This is a genomic window from Pseudomonas sp. WS 5071, assembly GCF_012985765.1.
Taxonomy (GTDB): domain Bacteria; phylum Pseudomonadota; class Gammaproteobacteria; order Pseudomonadales; family Pseudomonadaceae; genus Aquipseudomonas; species Aquipseudomonas lundensis_A.
This window is the reverse complement of record NZ_JAAQWY010000007.1, coordinates 28,019-47,089: the sequence shown is the minus strand read 5'-3', so window position 1 is coordinate 47,089 and position 19,071 is coordinate 28,019. Positions and strand designations below refer to the sequence as shown.

The following is a 19,071-nucleotide window of genomic DNA, read 5'->3' as shown; positions in this document are numbered from 1 at the left end:
GTGCCGCCTGCACCCAGCAACGCAAAGCTGTCTCGGCCATCACCGAACCCGCACGTCAAGAAGGGATGGCACGGGGCAGCGTGTTCGCAAAATCTTGTGCGTTGCCAGACGGGCTGATGGATTTCAGCAATTACAACGCGTTCGTACCCGTAGAAGCGCTGACCCAGTACGGCGAATTTGCCGTGCTGGGCACTCAAACCCACACCGCCTGTGCCCCCGCGGCCTTGCACTGGATTGGGGGCTCTATCAGCGCCAGGCTGTTTGCCGCACGCCTGCAGGGCAGCTTGTCGGTGAAGGCCCCACCGCGAAGCCGGGTCGTCGTCACCGTGCTGATGCCCAGCACCAATTCAGGCGACAGTGCGTTCTACCGTCACGAGCAATATGGCCAACTGACTGACGGCAATACCCGTGTGCGATTGACCGTCAAACAGTTGCAAGACGGTTCCATCAGCGCCTACGGTTTCTATACCGGCACCAAGTCCGAATGGCAACGCGTCCCCGTCATCGCGGCCCAGGCGCACGATGAACAACGGATCGCCCACGTGGGCAACGGCCTTGAAATAAGCTGGAAACCCACCCCCGACCCGTCGTCCATCGCCCCCCTTGCGCGCCTCGAAGGGGCTTCGCTCAAACCGGCCGCCTGGGTGTTTCCGCCCTCCGAACAGGCTGACAAGATACTGGTCAACCCCGTCTACCCCCCTGACTATCAGGACGCAATCGTGTGGTTTCCGGGGCTTGCGCACCGTGCGCCTGTGTATGTTTCGATCAACGTGCGCTTGCCGGAAACCGACGAACATCACGGCTGACGTTAACCCGCTAGTTCTGTCCCGAGAAGGCCAGGCGGGGTTAGTCTTGGCCATTGCAACCAACACCCGTCACGCTCAGTCACATCCCTACACATGGATGGTTTTGGAGGATCAGATGGTGCAGTCCTGTTCAATCGAGCGCGCAGTCGATGACGTATTGGCGCGGCTTCCCTCGCATATTCACTTGGGTTTGCCGCTGGGTCTGGGCAAGGCCAATCGCTTCGTCAACGCGCTCTACCAACGCATCAGGCAACTGCCCGAACGCCGACTGACGATTTATACCGCCCTCAGCCTCGGCCGTCCGCCGCTGGGCGAAGGCCTGCAGAGGCAGTTTTTGGAACCGTTTATTGAGCGGGTGTTTGGCGACTACATTGAGCTGGACTACCTCGCAGACCTGCACCGCAATAGCCTGCCGGACAACATCCGCGTCGAGCAATTTTTCATGCAGCCGGGCAGTCTGCTCAACAGCCCGGCAGCTCAACAAGACTATGTCAGCAGCAATTACAGCCACGCCGCGCGCGACATTAACGCCAACGGCTTGAATCTGGTGGCGCAGCTCATTGCCCGTGATCCGCAGGATGCCAGCCGCCTGAGCCTGAGTTGCAACCCCGATATCACCCTTGATCTGTTGCCGATGATCGCCAAGCGCCGGGCCGCAGGCGAGACTATCTTGATGCTGGGCCACGTGCACTGCGACCTGCCGTTCATGCCCGGCGACGCCGAGATGAACGCCGAGGATTTTGACCTGCTGATCGATGAGGAGGAGCGCACGACGCTGTTCTCCACCCCCAATATGCCCGTGAGCCTGCAAGACCACTTTATTGGCCTGCACGCCAGTACCCTGGTGCGTGATGGTGGTACGTTGCAAATCGGAATTGGCGCTATGGGTGATGCGCTGGTGGCCGCCTTATTGGCGCGTCAGGCTGACAATTCGGGCTATCGCGCCGTGCTCGACGACCTGGACATAAGCCCTTGGCACGCTCTGATCGAAGCAGAGGGGGGCATCGCACCTTTCGTCCAAGGCTTGTACGGTTGCAGTGAAATGTTTGTACACGGGCTGATGGTGCTGGTGGACGCGGGCATCGTGCGCCGCAACGTGTATCCCGACGCCGAACGTCAGGCGCTCGCCAACGCCGGCACCCTGGACGAAAGCCAGCACAGCGACGGCGTGTGCGTGCATGGCGGTTTCATCCTCGGCCCTGCCAGTTTTTACCAACGCCTGAGGGAAGTGCCGCACAGCAAACGCAGCGAATTCAACATGACGGCCATCAGCTTTATCAACGAGCTGTACGGCGACGAAGCACTAAAGCGCCTGCAACGCCGAAACGCGCGCTTTATGAACAGCGCGATCACCATGACCCTGCTCGGCGCCGGGGTGGCCGACCAACTGCAAGACGGCCGCGTGCTCAGCGGCGTGGGCGGGCAATATAACTTTGTCGCACAGGGGCACGCCCTGCATGACGCGCGCTCGGTCATCATCCTGCGCAGCTGGCGCGAATCGGGCGGGGAGGTGAGCTCCAACATCGTTTGGGAATATGGCCACTGCACCATCCCGCGCCACCTGCGCGACATCGTGATCACCGAATACGGCATCGCTGATTTGCGCGGCAAGACAGACCGCAAAGTCATCGAAGCCTTGCTCAACATCACGGACTCACGCTTTCAGACCGAACTGATCGAGCAGGCTCAGCACATCGGCAAGCTGCCCAACGACTTTTGCCTTGATCCGCGCTTCGCCAACAACAGCCCGGAGCGCTTGCAGGCCATTGCGGGACGCCATCCGCACCTGTTCCCGGAGTACCCGCTGGGCTGTGATTTCAGCGCGCAGGAGCAAGACCTGCTGCGAGCCCTGAACTGGCTCAAGAGCAAATTCAAACTCACGCAGATCTATGAACTGGGCAAAGCCACCCTGGACGCTCCGGCACCCCACGCCTTCCCGGAACACCTGGAACGCATGCAACTGGCCACGCCCAATGGCCTGCGCGAAGAGTTGTATCAACGGTTGCTGCTGGCGGGCTTACAGGCAACCGCCAAGCCGCGCTGAAACAACGCAGGCACGCACGCTTTTTAGCCGCTGGCGGCGCACTGCCGTGGCCAGCCGCTAAAAAGCAGCGCCTTACTCGATAAAGGTCACTTTGCCGTCAGTCAGGGACTTGACCCGTGCCAGCGACTCAACGCGATAACCCTGGGCGTCCAGTTCGGCGCGGCCGCCCTGGAACGACTTCTCGATCACGATGCCCAGGCCCGCAACGGTCGCACCGGCTTGCTTGATGATCGAAATCAGGGCCTGCGAAGCTTTGCCATTGGCCAGGAAGTCGTCGATCACCAGCACGCGGTCGGTGCTTTTGAGGTGACGCGGCGAGATCGCAACGGTGCTTTCGGTCTGCTTGGTGAACGAATAAACGGTCGCCGTCAGCAAGTTCTCAGTCAGGGTCAACGACTGGTGCTTACGGGCGAAAATCACCGGCACGCCCAGGTTCAAGCCCGTCATCACCGCAGGGGCAATGCCCGACGCTTCGATGGTGACGATCTTGGTGATGCCCGCATCTTTGAACAAACGCGCGAACTCGTCGCCGATCTCTTTCATCAATTGCGGATCGATCTGATGGTTCAAAAAGGCGTCGACCTTCAAAACCTGATCGGAAAGCACGATGCCTTCTTCGCGAATTTTCTTGTGCAGTGCTTCCAACGTAACGTCCTCAAATAGCGCTTATGCGCTGAAGGTAGAGTGAAAAATAGTCGATTTTAGCGTTTAAGCATGGCGCGTATATCGGCCAATGCCGTATTTCCGCGAACCGCTTTGACTTCGGTAGGGGTGTCGTCGTTACCTTCCCAGGCCAAATCGTCCGGGGGCAGCTCATCCAGAAAGCGGCTAGGCGCGCAATCAATGATCTCGCCGTACTGTTTGCGCTTGGCGGCAAAGGTAAACGCCAGCGTCTGACGTGCGCGGGTAATCCCGACGTAGGCCAGGCGCCGTTCTTCTTCAATGGTGTCGGCTTCAATGCTGGAACGGTGCGGCAGGATTTCTTCTTCCATGCCCATGATGAACACATAGGGAAATTCCAGGCCTTTGGACGCGTGCAAGGTCATCATCTGCACGCCTTCGGCGCCGTCTTCCTCTTCCTGCTGGCGTTCGAGCATGTCGCGCAACACCAACTTGCCAATGGCCTCTTCGATGGTCATGCCGCCGTCTTCGTCTTTTTCGAGGGTGTTTTTCAACGCCTCGACCAAAAACCAGACGTTGGCCATGCGGTAATCCGCCGCTTTCTCGCTCGAACTGTTGGTGCGCAGCCAGTTCTCGTAATCAATGTCCATGATCATGCTGCGCAGCGCGGCGATCGGGTCTTCACCCGCGCACTGCTGGCGGATGCGGTCCATAAAGCGCTTGAAGCGCGCCAGCCGGTCGGTGTAACGGGTATCCAGGTGTTCGCCAAGGCCGATTTCGTCGGTAGCGGCGTACATCGAAATTTTGCGCTCTGTGGCGTAGTTGCCGAGTTTTTCCAGGGTTGTGGAACCGATTTCCCGGCGCGGCACGTTAATCACCCGCAGGAAGGCGTTGTCGTCATCCGGGTTCACGATCAAGCGAAAGTAAGCCATCAGGTCTTTGACTTCCTGACGCCCGAAGAAGCTGTTACCACCGGACAGACGATACGGAATCTGATGGTGCTGCAATTTCAGCTCAATCAGTTTGGCCTGATAGTTCCCGCGATAGAGGATCGCAAAGTCGCTGTAGGGCCGATCGGTGCGCAGGTGCAAGGTGAGGATTTCAACCGCCACACGCTCGGCTTCTGCGTCTTCGTTTCGGCAGCGAATGACCCGCACTTCGTCGCCATGGCCCATCTCGCTCCACAGTTGTTTCTCGAACGCGTGCGGGTTGTTGGAAATGAGCACGTTGGCACAACGCAGGATACGGCTGGTGGAGCGATAGTTTTGCTCCAGCATCACCACTTTCAGGGACGGGTAATCGTCCTTGAGCAGCATCAGGTTTTCCGGGCGGGCGCCGCGCCAGGCGTAAATCGACTGGTCGTCATCGCCCACCACGGTGAACTGGTTGCGCGTGCCGATCAGGTACTTGACCAACAAGTACTGGCTGGCGTTGGTGTCCTGGTATTCGTCCACCAACAGGTAACGGACCTTGCTCTGCCACTTTTCGAGGATGTCGGCGTGTTCTTCGAACAGCTTCACTGGCAACAGGATCAGGTCGTCAAAGTCCACTGCGTTGTACGCCTTGAGCGTGCGCTGGTAGTGGGTGTAGACGATAGCCGCCGTCTGCTCTTTGGGGTTGCGGGCGTCTTCAAGGGCTTTGGCGGGCAGGATCAGGTCGTTTTTCCACGAGCCGATCATGTTCTTGATTTCATCGACCCCGTCGTCGCCCGCGTACTCCTTCTGCATGATGTCGGTCATCAACGCTTTGACGTCCGCTTCGTCAAAGATCGAAAAACCCGGCTTGTAGCCCAGCCGCGCATGCTCCTTGCGGATGATATTGAGCCCCAGGTTGTGGAACGTACTCACCGTCAGGCCTCGGCCCTCGCCCTTTTTGAGCAATGTGCCGACCCGCTCCTTCATCTCGCGCGCCGCCTTATTGGTAAAGGTCATGGCGACGATGTACTGGGCGCGGATGCCACAGTTCTGGATCAGGTGCGCGATTTTGCGGGTAATCACGCTGGTTTTGCCCGAGCCCGCGCCGGCGAGCACCAAAAGAGGGCCGCCGACGTAGCTCACGGCTTCTTGCTGCCGGGGATTGAGTCGGGACATGACGAGTCAGGGGGTCGTATCTGAAAAGGGCGAGCATTTTAACAGGCTGAGCAAATATTGCTGCCACTCTGCGACAGTGTGACGTAGCACTCTGTCTAAATTTGCTGCTTTTGTTACTTTCGCGCAGGATGCCGGGCGAATTTGCGGCTAACGTTCGATGTAGGCCGCCAACCTGTATTTGATAACCAATGTCATTTGCCAATGATCGTTGGCGCGTCATAATGCCCACCGCCTGAAATTACTGCAGAGTCTAGGGAGCCAGCTTGTCTACGCCTGTCGAACCCTTGCGTTTGCTGCTATTGGCCGAAGAGCCTTCTTGGGCAGCGTTGTTGCGCGAGTGTCTGGCGCCCATAAAAACCGTTGCTGTTCTTGTGTGCGCGCCAAATTGGGAGTCGGTCAGTTATCTGTTCGAAAACGACCGCAATGCATTGCTGCTCACAACCCCGGGTCTACAACCCGCACCCGGCCGCTGCCGACTCGCGACGATCCTGCTGCTGGAGGCTGAACCTGACGTCTCGCCGCAAGGTGTCAGCGACTGGTTCGTCGCGCCCAACCTGACGACCGATGTCGTGCGGCGCAGCCTGCGCCATGTGCGCGAGCGCGGTGTGCTCGAACACACCTTGCAGCGCCTGGCCGAAGAAGATCCGCTGACCGGCATCGCCAACCGCCAGGGCTTTCAGACCTTGCTGGCCGTGCGCCTGGCCGAAAGCGAAGGCCGCGGCATCGCCCTCGGGCATCTGGACCTGGACAACTTTCGCCACGCCAATGACGCCCTCGGCCATCAAGCGGGGGATCGCCTGATCCTGCAAGTGGTGGCCCGGCTCAAAAGTCAGCTGGAAGCGGGCGATCAGTTGGCCAGACTGGGCAGCGATGAGTTCGCCTTGTTGATCGATACCCGCCGCGCACCCGAGCGGGCCGAGCAGATCGCTGAACGTATTACCGAAGCGCTGGCCGAGCCTTACTGGATTGACGGCGAAAGCCTGTTGATCGGTTGCAGCCTCGGCATCGCCCATGCGCGGGCCAACGCGGGGGCCGATCCGTTGATGTGGCATGCGCATATCGCCATGCAACAGGCCAAGAGCACGCAAGGCTGTACGTTTCACCTGTTCAATGAACGTATCAACCGCAACGCCCGCAGCCTCGCAGACCTTGAAAGCGAGTTACGCCGCGCCCTGCGCCGCGACGAGCTGGAGCTGCATTATCAGCCGCGCCTGGACTTGGGCACCCGGCAGATTGTCGGCCTTGAAGCGCTGGTGCGCTGGCGTCACGGTGAACGCGGCCTGTTGGCCCCCAGCGAGTTTGTGCCGCTGGCCGAGCAAAGCGGGTTGATCGTGCCCTTGGGCTATTGGGTGATTTCCCGGGCGCTGCGCGACATGCAAGCCCTGCGCGAGCACGGGTTTGCGCCGCTGCACATGGCGGTCAACCTGTCGTTTCGGCAATTTCAGGACAGCCAGTTGCTCTCCACCCTCAGCCGTTTGATTAGTGAGCGCGGGGTGGAGGCGCAGTGGCTGGAATTCGAACTGACGGAGACCGCCGTGATGCGGCGCAGCGACCTGGTCAAGCAGACGATGGATGCGCTGGGGCGGCTCGGCGTGAGGTTCTCGCTGGACGATTTTGGTACTGGTTTCTCTTCCTTCGTGCACCTCAACAGCCTGCCGATTGCTTTGTTGAAGATCGACAAAAGCTTTGTCGGGGGCATGGAAAGTCGCGAAGAGAACCGCAAGCTGGTGCCAGCCATGATCAACCTGGCGCACAACCTCAAGCTGGAAGTGGTCGCTGAAGGGGTCGAAACCCCCGAGCAACTGGCACTGCTGCGCAGCTTTGGCTGCGATCAGGTGCAGGGCTACTACATCAGCAAGCCCTTACCGCTACCTGAACTGGTGACGTTCCTGACCCACGACACGGACAAGAGCCAAGTGGCCTCGCAGTAACATCGCGGGCCACACCCACCCTTACCATTTGATCGCAGCAGATTGCGCACGCCTGAGCATGCGCCGCATCTTCCACTCAAACGCCAGGGTCAGGCTGATGGCGGCGCACGCCAAGCCCAACGCCAGGCCCCACCACACACCTGCCGGGCCCCAGTCGAAGGTGAACGCAAGCAACCAGGCCAGCGGCGCGCCAATTGCCCAGTAGCAAAACAGGCCGACCAGAAAGGTCGTACGGGCGTCTTTCAGTCCGCGAATCGCGCCCATGGCGATGGTTTGCGCCCCGTCGAACAGCTCAAACCACGCGGCCACCGCCAGCAGGCTCATCGCCAGTTCGAACACCGGGCGGAACGCCAGGTTGTCGTAGTCCAGCAACAAGCCGACCAATTCCTTGGGCCAGAACCAGAACACCACCGAAAAACACAGCATGGTCACGGCCCCGGAGCCGATCCCGACACGGCCCGCCAGCCGCGCACGCAACAAATCCCCTGCGCCGTAATGCTGGCCGATACGCATAGTGATCGCGTAAGACATGCCTGCCGGAACCATGAACGCGGCAGACACAATTTGCAGTGCAATCTGGTGTGCGGCCAGTTGCGTACTGCCCATGGTGCCCATGCACAAGGCCGCAAAAGCGAACAGCCCGACTTCCACCGCGTAGGTGCCGCCAATCGGTAAACCCAGGCGCCACAGTTCGCGCAGGTACGTCATATTAAGCCGCGACAAGCCCTTGCGCAGCGGGTAGGCGTCATAAGCCGGGTGCCGGCGAATATGCCAGGCAAGCCCCAGTGCCATGCCCGTGGCCACAATCGCCGTAACCAGGCCGATGCCCATCAAGCCCAGTTTGGGCAGGCCGAACATGCCGGTAATCAGCGCATAGTTGAGCAGGAAGTTGGCCACAGTGCCGATCACGCTGATGACCATGACCGGCACCGGCCGGCCCATGGCGCTGGTAAAACCGCGCAAGGCCATAAAAGTCATGTAACCGGGCAGCGCAAAGGGCAGCAATAGCAGGAACTGGCCGGCCATTTCGACGTTGCTCGGGGTTTGCCCGAACAGCAACAACACCGGCTTGATGTTCCACAGGATCAGCGCAGCCCCCAACGCCAGCGCCCACGCCAGCCAGACGCCTGCCTGCGTGAGGCGGGTAGCACCTTCGATGTCACCCGCGCCCTGACGGATCGACACCAGCGTGCCCACGGAGGCAATTACCCCCAGGCAGAAGATCGACACGAACGAATAGCTGGCTGCCCCCAGACTGCCGCCGGCAAGCGCTTCAGGGCTCAGGCGCGCCATCATCAGGGTGTCGGTGAGGACCATCAGCATGTGCGCCAACTGCGAAGCAATCAGCGGCCCAGCCAACCGCATGATGGCCCGGAGTTCGATACGTGCAGAATGCTGTTTGGTCATCGGCTTGAATTCTTAAGATACGTTGAAAGGCTGGATTCTCGGCGCCTTCAGTGATTTAAGCAAAGGGATAAAAACGATCCATGGCATGATTAAAACTCATGCCAAATACCTTTTTGTCAGTCTGATCCTGTCGCATACATGGAATCCTCCTCATGTCTCGTAGTTTGCCTGCGCTCTATGCCTTGCGCGCCTTTGAAGCGGCCGCGCGTCACAGCTCATTCACCCGTGCAGCGGATGAGCTGTCGATTACCCAAAGCGCCGTCAGCCGTCACATCAAAACATTGGAGGCGCACTTCGCCTGCCGCTTGTTCCAGCGCAACGGCCGCACGCTGCAACTGACCGAAGCTGCACGTTTGCTGGTGCCGGGCGTGCGCGAAGGGTTCCTCGCACTGGAACGCGCCTGCACCACCTTGCGCGCTGAAGATGACATCTTGCGCATGAAGGCCCCGTCGACCCTGACCATGCGCTGGCTGCTGTCCCGGCTCAGCCGCTTCCGTCATTTGCAGGCCGGTAACGAAGTGCAACTGACCAGTGCCTGGATGGACATCGACCACGTGAACTTCAATCAGGAGCCGTTTGACTGCGCGGTTTTATTGAGCAACGGCCACTTCCCGCAGGATTGGGAAGCCACCTTATTGTTCCCGGAGATGCTGATTCCAGTGGGCGCCGCCAACCTGATCGACGACCGGCCCTGGGACGTTCAGCGGTTGGCAGGCACGGAATTACTGCACCCCACGCCTGACCGCCGAGACTGGCGCCGCTGGCTGGACTGCCAGGGGCTGACCGGCCAGGTATCGCTCAAGGGCGGCCAGGTGTTCGACACCCTTGAACTGGGGATGATTGCGGCGGCACGCGGGTATGGCATTTCGATGGGGGATTTGCTGATGGTGGCCGAGGACGTGGCACAAGGGAGATTGAGCCTGCCGTTCCCAACCGCCGTGGCCAGCGGCGAGAACTACTACTTGGTGTGGCCAAAAACCCGGCCCGGCGGCGAGCGCTTACGCCGCCTGAGTGACTTCTTGCAGCAAGAAGTCGAGGCCATGGCGCTGCCCGACGTACAGCGGCTGGCGTGAGGCTGGCGCTCGCAGCCGCGTCTACAACAAGGTCATTGGCATTCTGAAACGGCTTGGGTGGCGTTTTTCAAAGCGTTGGCCAGGTCACTGGCGTTACGGCTGGAGTAGATGCTGCCGCCCGTATTTTCCGCGATGCAATTGGACAACGAGCTGTCACCGATATTGACCACATTCACCCGCAGCCGTGGTTGTTCGACAGCAATGCGTTGCGCCACTTTGCAGACGTTTTCATTACAGCCGTCGTCGCCGTCCACAAACATCACGATGACCGCATCGCGGTCCCGGCCATTGACCTGGCGGGCTGCCTTTTTCAGGCTGGAAGCCAGCGGCGTGCCTTCGTTGGCGTGCAGCCCCTGAATCCCGGCGATCAATTGCGGGCGCTGTGCCGCACTGAAGACCCCGTGGTCCGGCTGGCGGGCACATCCGGCAAAGGTCATCAGCCGCGTGTCGATATCAGGGTGCAAGTTGTTGATGATCCCGGTCAGCGAGGTTTTCGCTACGTCGAGCCGCGTTTGCGGGGCGAAGATTTTCACGGTCCGCGGGTCGTCATCTTCCGGCTGGGGACGGCTCTTGAAGTACCAGTCCTCATCGTCCTTGGTCGCGTTGATGTTGAGGTTCATCGAGCCGGACGTGTCGAGGATCACCACAAACTCGGGCGGCAACTCGTTGCCTGCCGGGGTTTTCGCACGGCACACAGGATGGCTCTGCACCGACAACAGGTTCATCGGCGGCAAGCGCCAATGCCACAACGCCCACAGCAACAGGCCCAGCAGCAGTAACAGTGCCAGCAGCAGCCACGGCCAGAGACGCCGCGTGCGCTGCACCACAACGGGAGCCGCCACCGGCGCAGGGGGCGGGGTCGCCACCGCAGGTTGTGGCTGCAAACCCCAGCGCACCACCACCGGATCGCCGTTGATGCTGTAGAGGTTATTGACGTCGGGCGCACCTATCAGCGTGCGCAAGCTGGCAGCCTGTTCAGGCTGGCCCCGGGTGACCAGCTCGTCGGCCAGTAACCCAAGGGTTTCCTGCCGTTGGCGATAACGTTCCAGCAGCGCCGCTTGCTGCTCTTCGCTCACGTCATGAAAGCGCATGGGCTGGCCGCCCAGTTCGGTCCACCACTCCACCACGTCACCGCTGCCGATGCGCGGGATCGCGTAGACACTCGCCACCGAGGGAGGAAAGTGCTTGAGGATCAGGGCGATTTTGGCTTTTAGCGCGTCCAGTCCTTGTGGCGTGGCGTGCTCGTCCCGGGTAATGCGCTGCATGCGGTGAATTCCTGAAAAAGACGTCGGCAGCCCTTGGCTGCCGACCGGGTGAACCAGAACGGCTTATTCGTAACCGAGGCTGAATTGCAGCTGGTTGACCTTCTTTTGCAGAGCCTTGAGCTCTTCTTGCTTGGCGGCCAGTTGCTTGGCGTTGCCTGTGCTGGCGGGCTTGGCTTTCGCGGCGTTGAGCTGTTGCTCAAGTGAGGCGATCTGTTTCTGCACCTGCGCTTTGTTGCCGCTGCGGGTCTTGAGCGAAGCCAGCAGTTGACTCAGGGACTGGTTGAGCGCCGCCTGGGACTTCTGCTGCGCCAACAGATCGGTACGTGACACCGCCTGCTGCGCGGCAATGTCCTGGTACACCTGATGGAACATCGCGTTTTCTTGTTGGGATTTGGCCAGCGCCGCCTCGTTCTGGCGGATTTGCTCGCTGTAGCCGCCGCCCGCGTCGCAGTTCACCTTGGTGAACAGGCTCGCATCGCGGTTTGTGGCATCGCATTCACCCGGCTGGGTGGCGCAACCGGACATCACCAGCAACGCGCCAACCCCTAACATCAATCGTACGTTCATGGTTTCAACCCAAGGTGATCGCGGAACGCTGGCTGTACAAGCCATCGACTTCTTTTTGCAGGCTGGCCACTTTCTCGTTCATCTTCGAAATATTGGCGTCGATCTGCTTCAATTCGGGGGCATTACCCTGGGCACGCTCGACTTTCACCACGTCGTTGTAGCCGGCGACTTTGGTCTGCATATTTTTGACTTCGCTGCGCAGCTGATCAATGTTGCTGTCGATCGCGGCAATCTGCTTTTGCGCCTGAGCCTTGTCGATTTTTTTGCTCGCCAGGTCGCGCTTGATCTGGGCGATTTGCGCCTTGTCATCGTTGATGACTTGTTGAGCCGTCGCGGTGCGCGTGACGACCTTTTGCGTGTCCAGCTGCACGTCGCTGTTGTACTTCTGCAAGCGCTGGGTGGTGTTGGCGTATTCGCTACGACGTTGATCGACGTAATAGTTGGCCCCCATCGCCACCCCACACGCCGCCACGCCTGCAGCGATCATGCACACTGCTTTATTCCCGGAGTTGGTCAACGCACAGGTCAACACCGCAGCCCCCGCGCCCATGGCGCAGGCCTGATAGCCGGACTTGCTGAAAAACTCGGCATCAGTGCCCTGGGTCAGGCGCGGATCGGGTGCCGGGGCGCCCGCCCCCAACATGCCACTGCCGGTGCTGGCGCAACCGGTCAGCAGCAAGCTGCCCGTGAGCATAAAACTGACCAGTAATTTGGAAGAGGACCACAGGCTGCGCATCATCGTTTTTCTCCTTGTTGAAGCGGTTTTCAGGGCTTATTGGGTGACGGACTTGCAGCTGCTCAGCCAGGCGTCAGTGTCGATCTTCTGCTTTTGCAGGTAGGTCTTCTGATTGGCCCAGTGGGTACGCAGGTACGGCTTGAGTTCTTGCAGCTGTTTGTTCTGGTTGATGATTTCTTCCATCACCGGCACTTGCGGCTCAAGCAGCGGCTGGCCGTACAAGGACGCGGACTCCACCAGGCTGCTGGCGTAGTAGCGGCTGAGCTTGTGCAGACGGTCTTTTTGCTCGTCGAGCTTGCCCTTGCGCATGTCGCAGCTCGGGTCTTTGTCGTCGGATTCGCAATTGAGCGCGTAGTTTTTCTGCAAGAAGTCCAGGTAACGGCCGTCATCAAGCATCTTGGTGCACAGGAACGCGCCAAGGTTGAGGCTGGCGCGAATGGCTTGGTCGCGGGTTTCTTCCTGCTGCTGATTGCTGGCGCGCAACTGGTTTTCCAGCGCTTGCAGCTTCTCTTTGAGGGCTTTGTCTTCCACGGCGGAGGCGAGGCTGTTCAATTCCTGAACCGTGCCTTTGTCCTGCGATTTGTCCCCTTCCTGGGCGCCGGTGCCGAGCTTTTTCCAGCTCTTCTCGATGCTGCCCACGCGCTCGCGGGAGGTCAGGGTCGGTGACACCAGCACCAGCCGCAGGCCGGTGGTTTTGTTTTTTACCTGGCCGTCGGCGTTGTAGTAAGGCTCTTCCTTACGCAGCGCCGTGCGCAGGTCCGCCTGTGGCGTCAGGTAGTTGCCACCGCGCACCACGTAGCCACCGGCCTGACCGTGCTGGCGGTCCAGTTTGTTCAGGCGGAACGGTTCAAACATCATTTCGTCGGCGTTGCCGAGCATGTCGTGCAGGCCCAACGGGTTGGGCTTTTGCAGCCCCGTAAGTTGCAGCTTGCCGTTGGACGACTGCGCGCCGCCAAACCATTCGTAGGCGTTCAGGCCGTCAGGCATCGGGTAGCGCGTGTCGCTAAACTCGGCCGCGCCAACCTCCAACCCGCCACGGGCTGCGAATTCCCATTCGGTTTCGGTAGGCAGGCGCATGAAGCCCAGCGCGCCATCTTCTTTCGGGAGTTTGTCGGCGGCATTTTTACGCAACCACAGGTTGTATTGGTCAGCGGCGTCGATCGCCTGCACCCAACTCACCGAAACGTGCGGCAGGCGCAGTTTGTTCGACGGGGCCGGGCAGGTCTCGGCGGTCAGCGCCTGATACTGCAACTGGCTCATCTCGTACTTGGCCATCAAGTAGTAACGCGACTTGTCGCTCTTGCCGCCGGTGAAGCTGCCAGCAATGAACGCCGGTCGCTTCTGCTCGACATACCCCCAGTCCGGGCTGTCCTGACCAATATTGATCGGGTAATCGTCCAGCGGGCCGGTGACCGGGATGAACACCTTGCGAAACACCATCGAGCCGTCACACGGCATCGGCAAGACCACGTCACTGGCGTCGGGCGCCGGGTTGAAATACTTCTCGTCCCAGCCTGCCGCCGAAGCGTCAAGCAGGTAACCGAAGCTCAGGGATGCGAGCAACACAACACGTTTATAGCTCACGCAAACTCTCCGCAGGTTGGATGCTGATGGCCCGCAGCGCACCGATCACGGCGACCAGTGCAGCGACCAACAGTGCAATCAGCAGGGCAGCCAGCCCGTGCCAGACAGTGATGTGACAAACAAAGGTGCCCGTGGCCTGGCTGCTGCCGAGCAGGTGGTCGAACAGCACGCTGCCGATGCCATAAAAAGCCAGGCCACCGGCATAACCCACAAGGCTCAACAGCAGCGCCTGGACGATGACAAACCCCGCCACCGCCGGGCTGCTGAAGCCGAGCAACCGCAGCACGGCGAGGCTTTTGCGCTTGCGGTCGATGTTGGCCAGAAACGCGCCAATCATCGAGGCAATGCAGCCGATCAGCGCCGCCCCGGCGATCACACCGAAAATCAGCCCCAGTACGTGGTTGATGGCTTTGACGTTGTCGATATCGGCCAGACGGCTGGCGGTTTCGATGTTCTGCCCGTTCAACCAGCGCTCCAGCGGCGCAACGCCATCCACGTCGCGGGCGTACACCCGGGCCCTGGCGTACAGCGGTTGCAGGTTGCCTTGCGGTTTGCCGGTGTCGAGGCCGAACGCGGGCACCTGATAACCGTCGCGAAAACGCTCCAGCGCCAGCAGCAGGGGCGGCGCGACAAACCCTGCGGCCCTGCCGAAGCGGGCAGCATCGAGCACCGCGACCACCTGCAAAGTCAGTTCGCCACGTTCATTGATACCGTCCAGACGACGGGTTGCGCGCAAACGCACGCTGTCACCGACCTTGGCCTGCAAGCGTTGCGCGGCGCGATCGCTGAGGATCACTTGCTGCCCGCCAAGGCTGATCTGCGGCACGTTGAGCAATGGGTCTGCGGCCTCACTGGGGATAATCTCCGCGTTTTCGACAAACCGCTGCATGCCCATCAGCAAGTCGGCCTGCGTATTAAGCGAACGGGTCTGGCCGATGGCAAAGCCGACCTCGGGCTGCTGGCGCAAACGCTCGATCCAGGCCGTGTCGTAGTTGCCACTGCTGAGCATTTTCACTTCGAGGTTGCGCGGGTCGCTGAGCAGTTCGTTCTGCAACTGGCTGACCACGCCATGCTTGAGGCCGAACAACAGCAACAGCGGCGCAATCACCGCCACCAGCGAGGCGGCGATGCAGAACGACACTTTGCGGTCATGCCAGAGGTCGTCGACCGCCAGCTTGCCGAGCAGGCCGAGACGGCTAATCCATAGCTTCAAACAGCGTTTCTCCCTGACGGCTGATCGCGCCCAGACGCGGCAAGCCGAAGTCGCGCACCAGCGCCCAATCGTGGGACACCACCAGCGCGCTCAAGCCCAGTTCGTTGACCAGACTCAGCAACAATTCAAACAAGCGCCGGGCGCTGTGGGGGTCGAGCGCGGCGGTCGGTTCGTCAGCCAGCAACACCTGCGGCTCATGGGCGATGGCCCGCACGCACGCCACACGCTGGCGCTCGCCGATGGACAAGGCCTGCGGCAGTTTGTCGAGCAAGCCGTCAAGGCGCAGCGCCTGCACGGCACGGTCCACCTGCGCGCTCTCAGCAGGCATGCCGAGCAGGCGGCGGGGCAGGCTGATGTTGTCGCGCACACTCAAGAACGGCAGCAAGCCGCCGCTTTGCAGGATGAAACCCAAGTGCCGCGAGCGCACGGCCGCCAGGCCGGACTGATCATTCGCGGCTAGCATCTGCGCGATGTCCAGTGAAGCCGTCGCCGGGCCGAGGTGAAAGCGGCCCAGTTCCACGGGTTGCAACAGCAAGCCGATGGCTTCCAGCAAGGTGCTTTTGCCGCAACCGCTTTCGCCGGTGATGGCCAGAATGTCGCCGGGCTTGACCTGCAATGTCGGCAAACGCACGTTGTGCGCCTGTGCGCCGCTGCCACGGCGCACCCACATGTTCTGAATATCGAGCATGGGCGCCCCGTTAAGGCATCATTTCCAGCGGCACCGGGTATACGTTGTCCCGCGCATCGCTGTCTTTGGCCAAGGCTACCCAGCGGTCCACGTCCGCGTTGTAACGCTGGTAGTGGCGCAGCTTGGTGCTCAAGTTACGAATGAAGCGTTCTTGCGCCAGACCGTCCCAGCTCTTCCAGGTTTCTTCGTCCAGGTTGAGCACTTCGCTCTGGTACGGCAGGTCTTCGAGGTACTCACCGAGTACGCCCATGTCCGCCAGTTTGGCGGTGCCGTTCTGTTTGAGCTGGTTGGGGTCGGCGCCCATGGTCGCGGCCACTGAACGCAGGCGATCGAACATGTCCGTTGGCGAGATCAGCCCCTCGTTGGCCGCGTCCAGAATCTGCTTCATCACGTCGCTCAAATCGCTGAGCTGGGCTTTGGTCAGCAACACCCGCACATCGGTGGTAGGGATGTTTTGCTTGATCAGGTCACGATCCGTGATCCACGCCTGAAACACGGGCGGCGCCTGGCTATTGGTTTTTTCACCCAGATACGCCAGTTGCATGGCATGGCCAATCAAGGCCGCGTCATCAAGCATTTGCTGTTCGGCCGGGTCTTTCTGAGCCGTCACATCCTGTTTGGCATTCAACGCGCTGCCAATGGCGTCTTCACCCATGTAGGCGGCCTTGACCTGCGCGGTGATGGCACCGGCGAGGGCATCGACCTTCTGGCCAAACGCCTGCACATCACCGGCATTGACCGGGTAATACAGCGATGTATTGGTGCCGGGGTAGGTCGACAAGTTCTGGTACTGCGCCTCGGCCTTGCCGTGATCTTTGATCCCGGCCGGGGTTTTCAGGTGCAAGGTGTAAATCGCCACGCCGGGGTTGGCCGCTTCAAGGCGAACTTGATCGGCACTGAGCCCGGTGCTGCTGAGTTTGTCATCACCCTCGAGTGCACCCGCATCGGTAATCAACACCACATAACGTGCGCCGAACTGCGACCAGTCGACTTGCTCGATGCTGTGCATCACGCCTGCATACGCGTCTTCGTCGAAGCTTTTGCTGGAAACCTTGGCCTGTTTGAGGTCAGCGACCTTGGCCAAAAAGTCTTCACTGCCGGTGACCTTGTTTGGGTCGGCGTACATTTTGGTGACGTACTCCAGCCCCGGCACCGCTTTGGTGTTGGAGCGAAACGCCACCAGACCGAATTTGACCTGATTGCCCAGGTTTTCGCTTTCGATCTGTTTGTATACCTTGCGAATCGCTTCGCGGGTGCGGTCGATGTAGGGGTCCATCGAGATGGTGGAGTCGATCACAAACACCACGGCCGCGCTGAACTCTTTCAACTGGCTGGCTTTCGCTGCGCCCGCCTCGGCGGCGTTGGCCGCAGCGGCTTGCACCGGCTTGTCATCGGCCTTGCTCACCGACGCCACGTTGAGCAACCGCGTGCGGAAGCCTTCTTCGGTCATCACTTCCTCGCCGCTCAACACGGGCAGCAGGTAGAACTGCTTGTGCAGGTCGACGAAGTATTCAGGCTCTTGGGCCAGCACACCCGGCGCCAGCGTGCCCTGTTTGAGCTTGGCCCGCAGCGGCGCCACTTTGCTTACCGGATCCGGCGCATCGAGGATGCCCTCAAGCATGGCGCGGTCTTTGAAAAACATCAGGCGGTCACGGTTGGCCGGGTTGGTGAAGGCCAGCGTGAGCTGCATTTTCCAGTCGGTGGTGCAACTGGCTGGTAGCCAGCCGATGGTTTTGCCATAGCTGTCAGGGCCGACCTTGAGCCACTCTGCGTTGGCAGCCTGCGCACGCTCGTACACGTAAAAACGACTGAACGTGGGCTGCGCGGCGCCTGCTTGACCTCCCGCGCTGCTGCTGAGGGTGCAGCCCGGGGTGGTCAGTACGCGCTGGAACAGGGTTTTCTTGCCTTCCTGAATCAGCGGCTTGTCATCGGCGTGGGCCAGCGAGCTGCCCATGCACAGGGCCAGCAGGGCGCTGGCGGCCAAAGCAAAACGGCTCACGGCTTCAACTCCTCAAAGCGCGCCTTGGCGTCGGCATTGTCCGGGTCCTGGCTGAGAATGGTTTCGTACCAGTACGCCGCCGTGGCTTTGTCCGGCTCAGCAAAGCAGGTGCTGGCCTGATGGAATTTCGGGTCGTACTCGTGGGCATAGGCCGTGGCGATTTGCAGATCACCGGCCTGAGCACGGTTGGCGTACAGCCGCTGGGCCACGCCGCAGTGGTTATTGGCCTTGGCGACGTTGATGATTTCCAGCAGCTCAGCGCTGCCTGGCGCTTTTTTGATACACGTTTGCACAAACGTCAGCTCGGGCAAGGTGCTCATGCTGTCCAGCGTGCACGCTTCGGCGCCGGTGGGTACAGGTGCGGGTTCAGGCGTTTGCACCACCGGTTTGTCACCCGCCGGTGCTTCGGCCGCCGGTTCTTTGTTCAACCACCACCAGGCGCCCACCGCAATGGCCGCCAACACCACCAGGGCGATGATCAAAGGCAGCACCCAGGCTTTTTTGCGAGGCGCAGCAGGTGCAGGCGGTGCCGGCTCTGGCTCGGGCTCCGGTGTAACAGGCTCAACCACCGGTTCCGGCTCGGCCACTGGCACCGGCACCGGCTCTGCAGGGGCTGCCGGTGCCCTCGGGGCGGCCAGCTCGCCGGTGTCTTTGTGCTCAGGCAGTTTTTCTTCGGTGTTCGCGGAGGACGGTTGCAAACCGACGGCCGGTTTAAGTACCCCACGGTCGCTGTACCCGCCGCCGCCCTGCTCGCGCAGTTCGATCATGAACTGGGCATTGGCCCCGCCTTCAAGTACCGGGTCGATCAGTTGCGGGCCGACCACGGTTTCCAAGTCTTCTTCGCTGGCACCCACGCTAAAGTGCGCGACCTTGAACCAGTACGGGCTGTTGCTCCAGTGCTGGTCGCCCTGAAGGAAGTGGCCGTCCTGATTGCGCTGGATGGAAAACTCCAGGCACTCATGGCCGCCTTGCCATTTTTTGACCGACAGACAGCCCTGGCCAGCGATATGGGGTTGCAGCTTGAACAAGTCGACTCGAATTGGCATT

General features: G+C 60.6%; 15 protein-coding genes. 4 read left to right on the top strand and 11 right to left on the bottom strand.

From position 1 onward, the window contains the following. The first annotated feature begins 116 nt into the window (after positions 1–116). Together HBN61_RS06135 and HBN61_RS06130 are read left to right on the top strand one after the other, a co-directional pair. Positions 117–806, top strand: coding sequence for an S-type pyocin domain-containing protein (locus HBN61_RS06135; RefSeq protein ID WP_170046353.1), 690 nt, complete (start codon positions 117–119; stop codon positions 804–806). A 115-nt stretch (positions 807–921) separates the two neighbouring features. Next, positions 922–2,850, top strand: coding sequence for an acetyl-CoA hydrolase/transferase C-terminal domain-containing protein (locus tag HBN61_RS06130; RefSeq protein WP_170046352.1), 1,929 nt, complete (start codon positions 922–924; stop codon positions 2,848–2,850). A 72-nt stretch (positions 2,851–2,922) separates the two neighbouring features. On the opposite strand, the gene HBN61_RS06125 is transcribed toward HBN61_RS06130, so the two are convergent. Both HBN61_RS06125 and rep read right to left on the bottom strand, forming a co-directional pair. Beyond that, positions 2,923–3,495, bottom strand: a complete 573-nt coding sequence (locus tag HBN61_RS06125) for a xanthine phosphoribosyltransferase (protein WP_047296491.1) — start codon at positions 3,493–3,495, stop codon at positions 2,923–2,925. A 56-nt stretch (positions 3,496–3,551) separates the two neighbouring features. Then, complete coding sequence (rep, locus tag HBN61_RS06120) at positions 3,552–5,561, bottom strand: DNA helicase Rep (RefSeq protein ID WP_170046351.1); 2,010 nt, start codon at positions 5,559–5,561, stop codon at positions 3,552–3,554. A gap of 263 nt (positions 5,562–5,824) precedes the next feature. Here rep and HBN61_RS06115 point away from each other — a divergent pair, with 263 nt between their 5' ends. Beyond that, a complete protein-coding gene (locus HBN61_RS06115; protein WP_094991837.1) occupies positions 5,825–7,492 on the top strand; it encodes a putative bifunctional diguanylate cyclase/phosphodiesterase in 1,668 nt (555 codons plus the stop codon). Between the two features lie 21 nt (positions 7,493–7,513). On the opposite strand, the gene HBN61_RS06110 is transcribed toward HBN61_RS06115, so the two are convergent. After that, entirely contained in the window at positions 7,514–8,899 is a 1,386-nt protein-coding gene (locus HBN61_RS06110; protein WP_094991838.1) for a NorM family multidrug efflux MATE transporter, read from the bottom strand. 152 nt (positions 8,900–9,051) lie between these two features. Between HBN61_RS06110 and HBN61_RS06105 the strand changes: the two genes are divergently transcribed. Further along, the gene (locus HBN61_RS06105) at positions 9,052–9,972 is read left to right on the top strand and encodes a LysR substrate-binding domain-containing protein (RefSeq protein WP_094991839.1); all 921 of its coding nucleotides are present in this window, start codon (positions 9,052–9,054) and stop codon (positions 9,970–9,972) included. A gap of 32 nt (positions 9,973–10,004) precedes the next feature. Here HBN61_RS06105 and HBN61_RS06100 read toward each other — a convergent pair whose 3' ends face one another. The 8 genes from HBN61_RS06100 to HBN61_RS06065 form a co-directional block, all read right to left on the bottom strand. Beyond that, positions 10,005–11,237 carry a vWA domain-containing protein gene (locus HBN61_RS06100; RefSeq protein ID WP_094991840.1) on the bottom strand — a complete coding sequence of 411 codons (1,233 nt, stop codon included), beginning with the start codon at positions 11,235–11,237 and terminating at the stop codon, positions 10,005–10,007. A 63-nt stretch (positions 11,238–11,300) separates the two neighbouring features. Beyond that, positions 11,301–11,804: a hypothetical protein gene (locus HBN61_RS06095; protein ID WP_094991841.1), complete on the bottom strand. Its 504-nt coding sequence runs from the start codon at positions 11,802–11,804 to the stop codon at positions 11,301–11,303. A 4-nt stretch (positions 11,805–11,808) separates the two neighbouring features. After that, positions 11,809–12,543: a hypothetical protein gene (locus HBN61_RS06090; RefSeq protein WP_094991842.1), complete on the bottom strand. Its 735-nt coding sequence runs from the start codon at positions 12,541–12,543 to the stop codon at positions 11,809–11,811. A 33-nt stretch (positions 12,544–12,576) separates the two neighbouring features. Next, entirely contained in the window at positions 12,577–14,124 is a 1,548-nt protein-coding gene (locus HBN61_RS06085; protein ID WP_170046350.1) for an SUMF1/EgtB/PvdO family nonheme iron enzyme, read from the bottom strand. Further along, positions 14,114–15,337 (bottom strand): ABC transporter permease, encoded by a 1,224-nt coding sequence (locus HBN61_RS06080; protein ID WP_094991844.1) that lies wholly within the window; start codon positions 15,335–15,337, stop codon positions 14,114–14,116. The genes HBN61_RS06085 and HBN61_RS06080 overlap by 11 nt, the downstream gene beginning before the upstream one ends. After that, positions 15,321–16,025, bottom strand: coding sequence for an ABC transporter ATP-binding protein (locus tag HBN61_RS06075; RefSeq protein ID WP_094991845.1), 705 nt, complete (start codon positions 16,023–16,025; stop codon positions 15,321–15,323). The genes HBN61_RS06080 and HBN61_RS06075 overlap by 17 nt, the downstream gene beginning before the upstream one ends. Before the next feature lie 10 nt (positions 16,026–16,035). Further along, positions 16,036–17,979: a vWA domain-containing protein gene (locus HBN61_RS06070; RefSeq protein WP_170046388.1), complete on the bottom strand. Its 1,944-nt coding sequence runs from the start codon at positions 17,977–17,979 to the stop codon at positions 16,036–16,038. 41 nt (positions 17,980–18,020) lie between these two features. Beyond that, complete coding sequence (locus HBN61_RS06065; RefSeq protein WP_170046349.1) at positions 18,021–19,070, bottom strand: flagellar basal body-associated FliL family protein; 1,050 nt, start codon at positions 19,068–19,070, stop codon at positions 18,021–18,023. Position 19,071 lies beyond the last annotated feature (1 nt).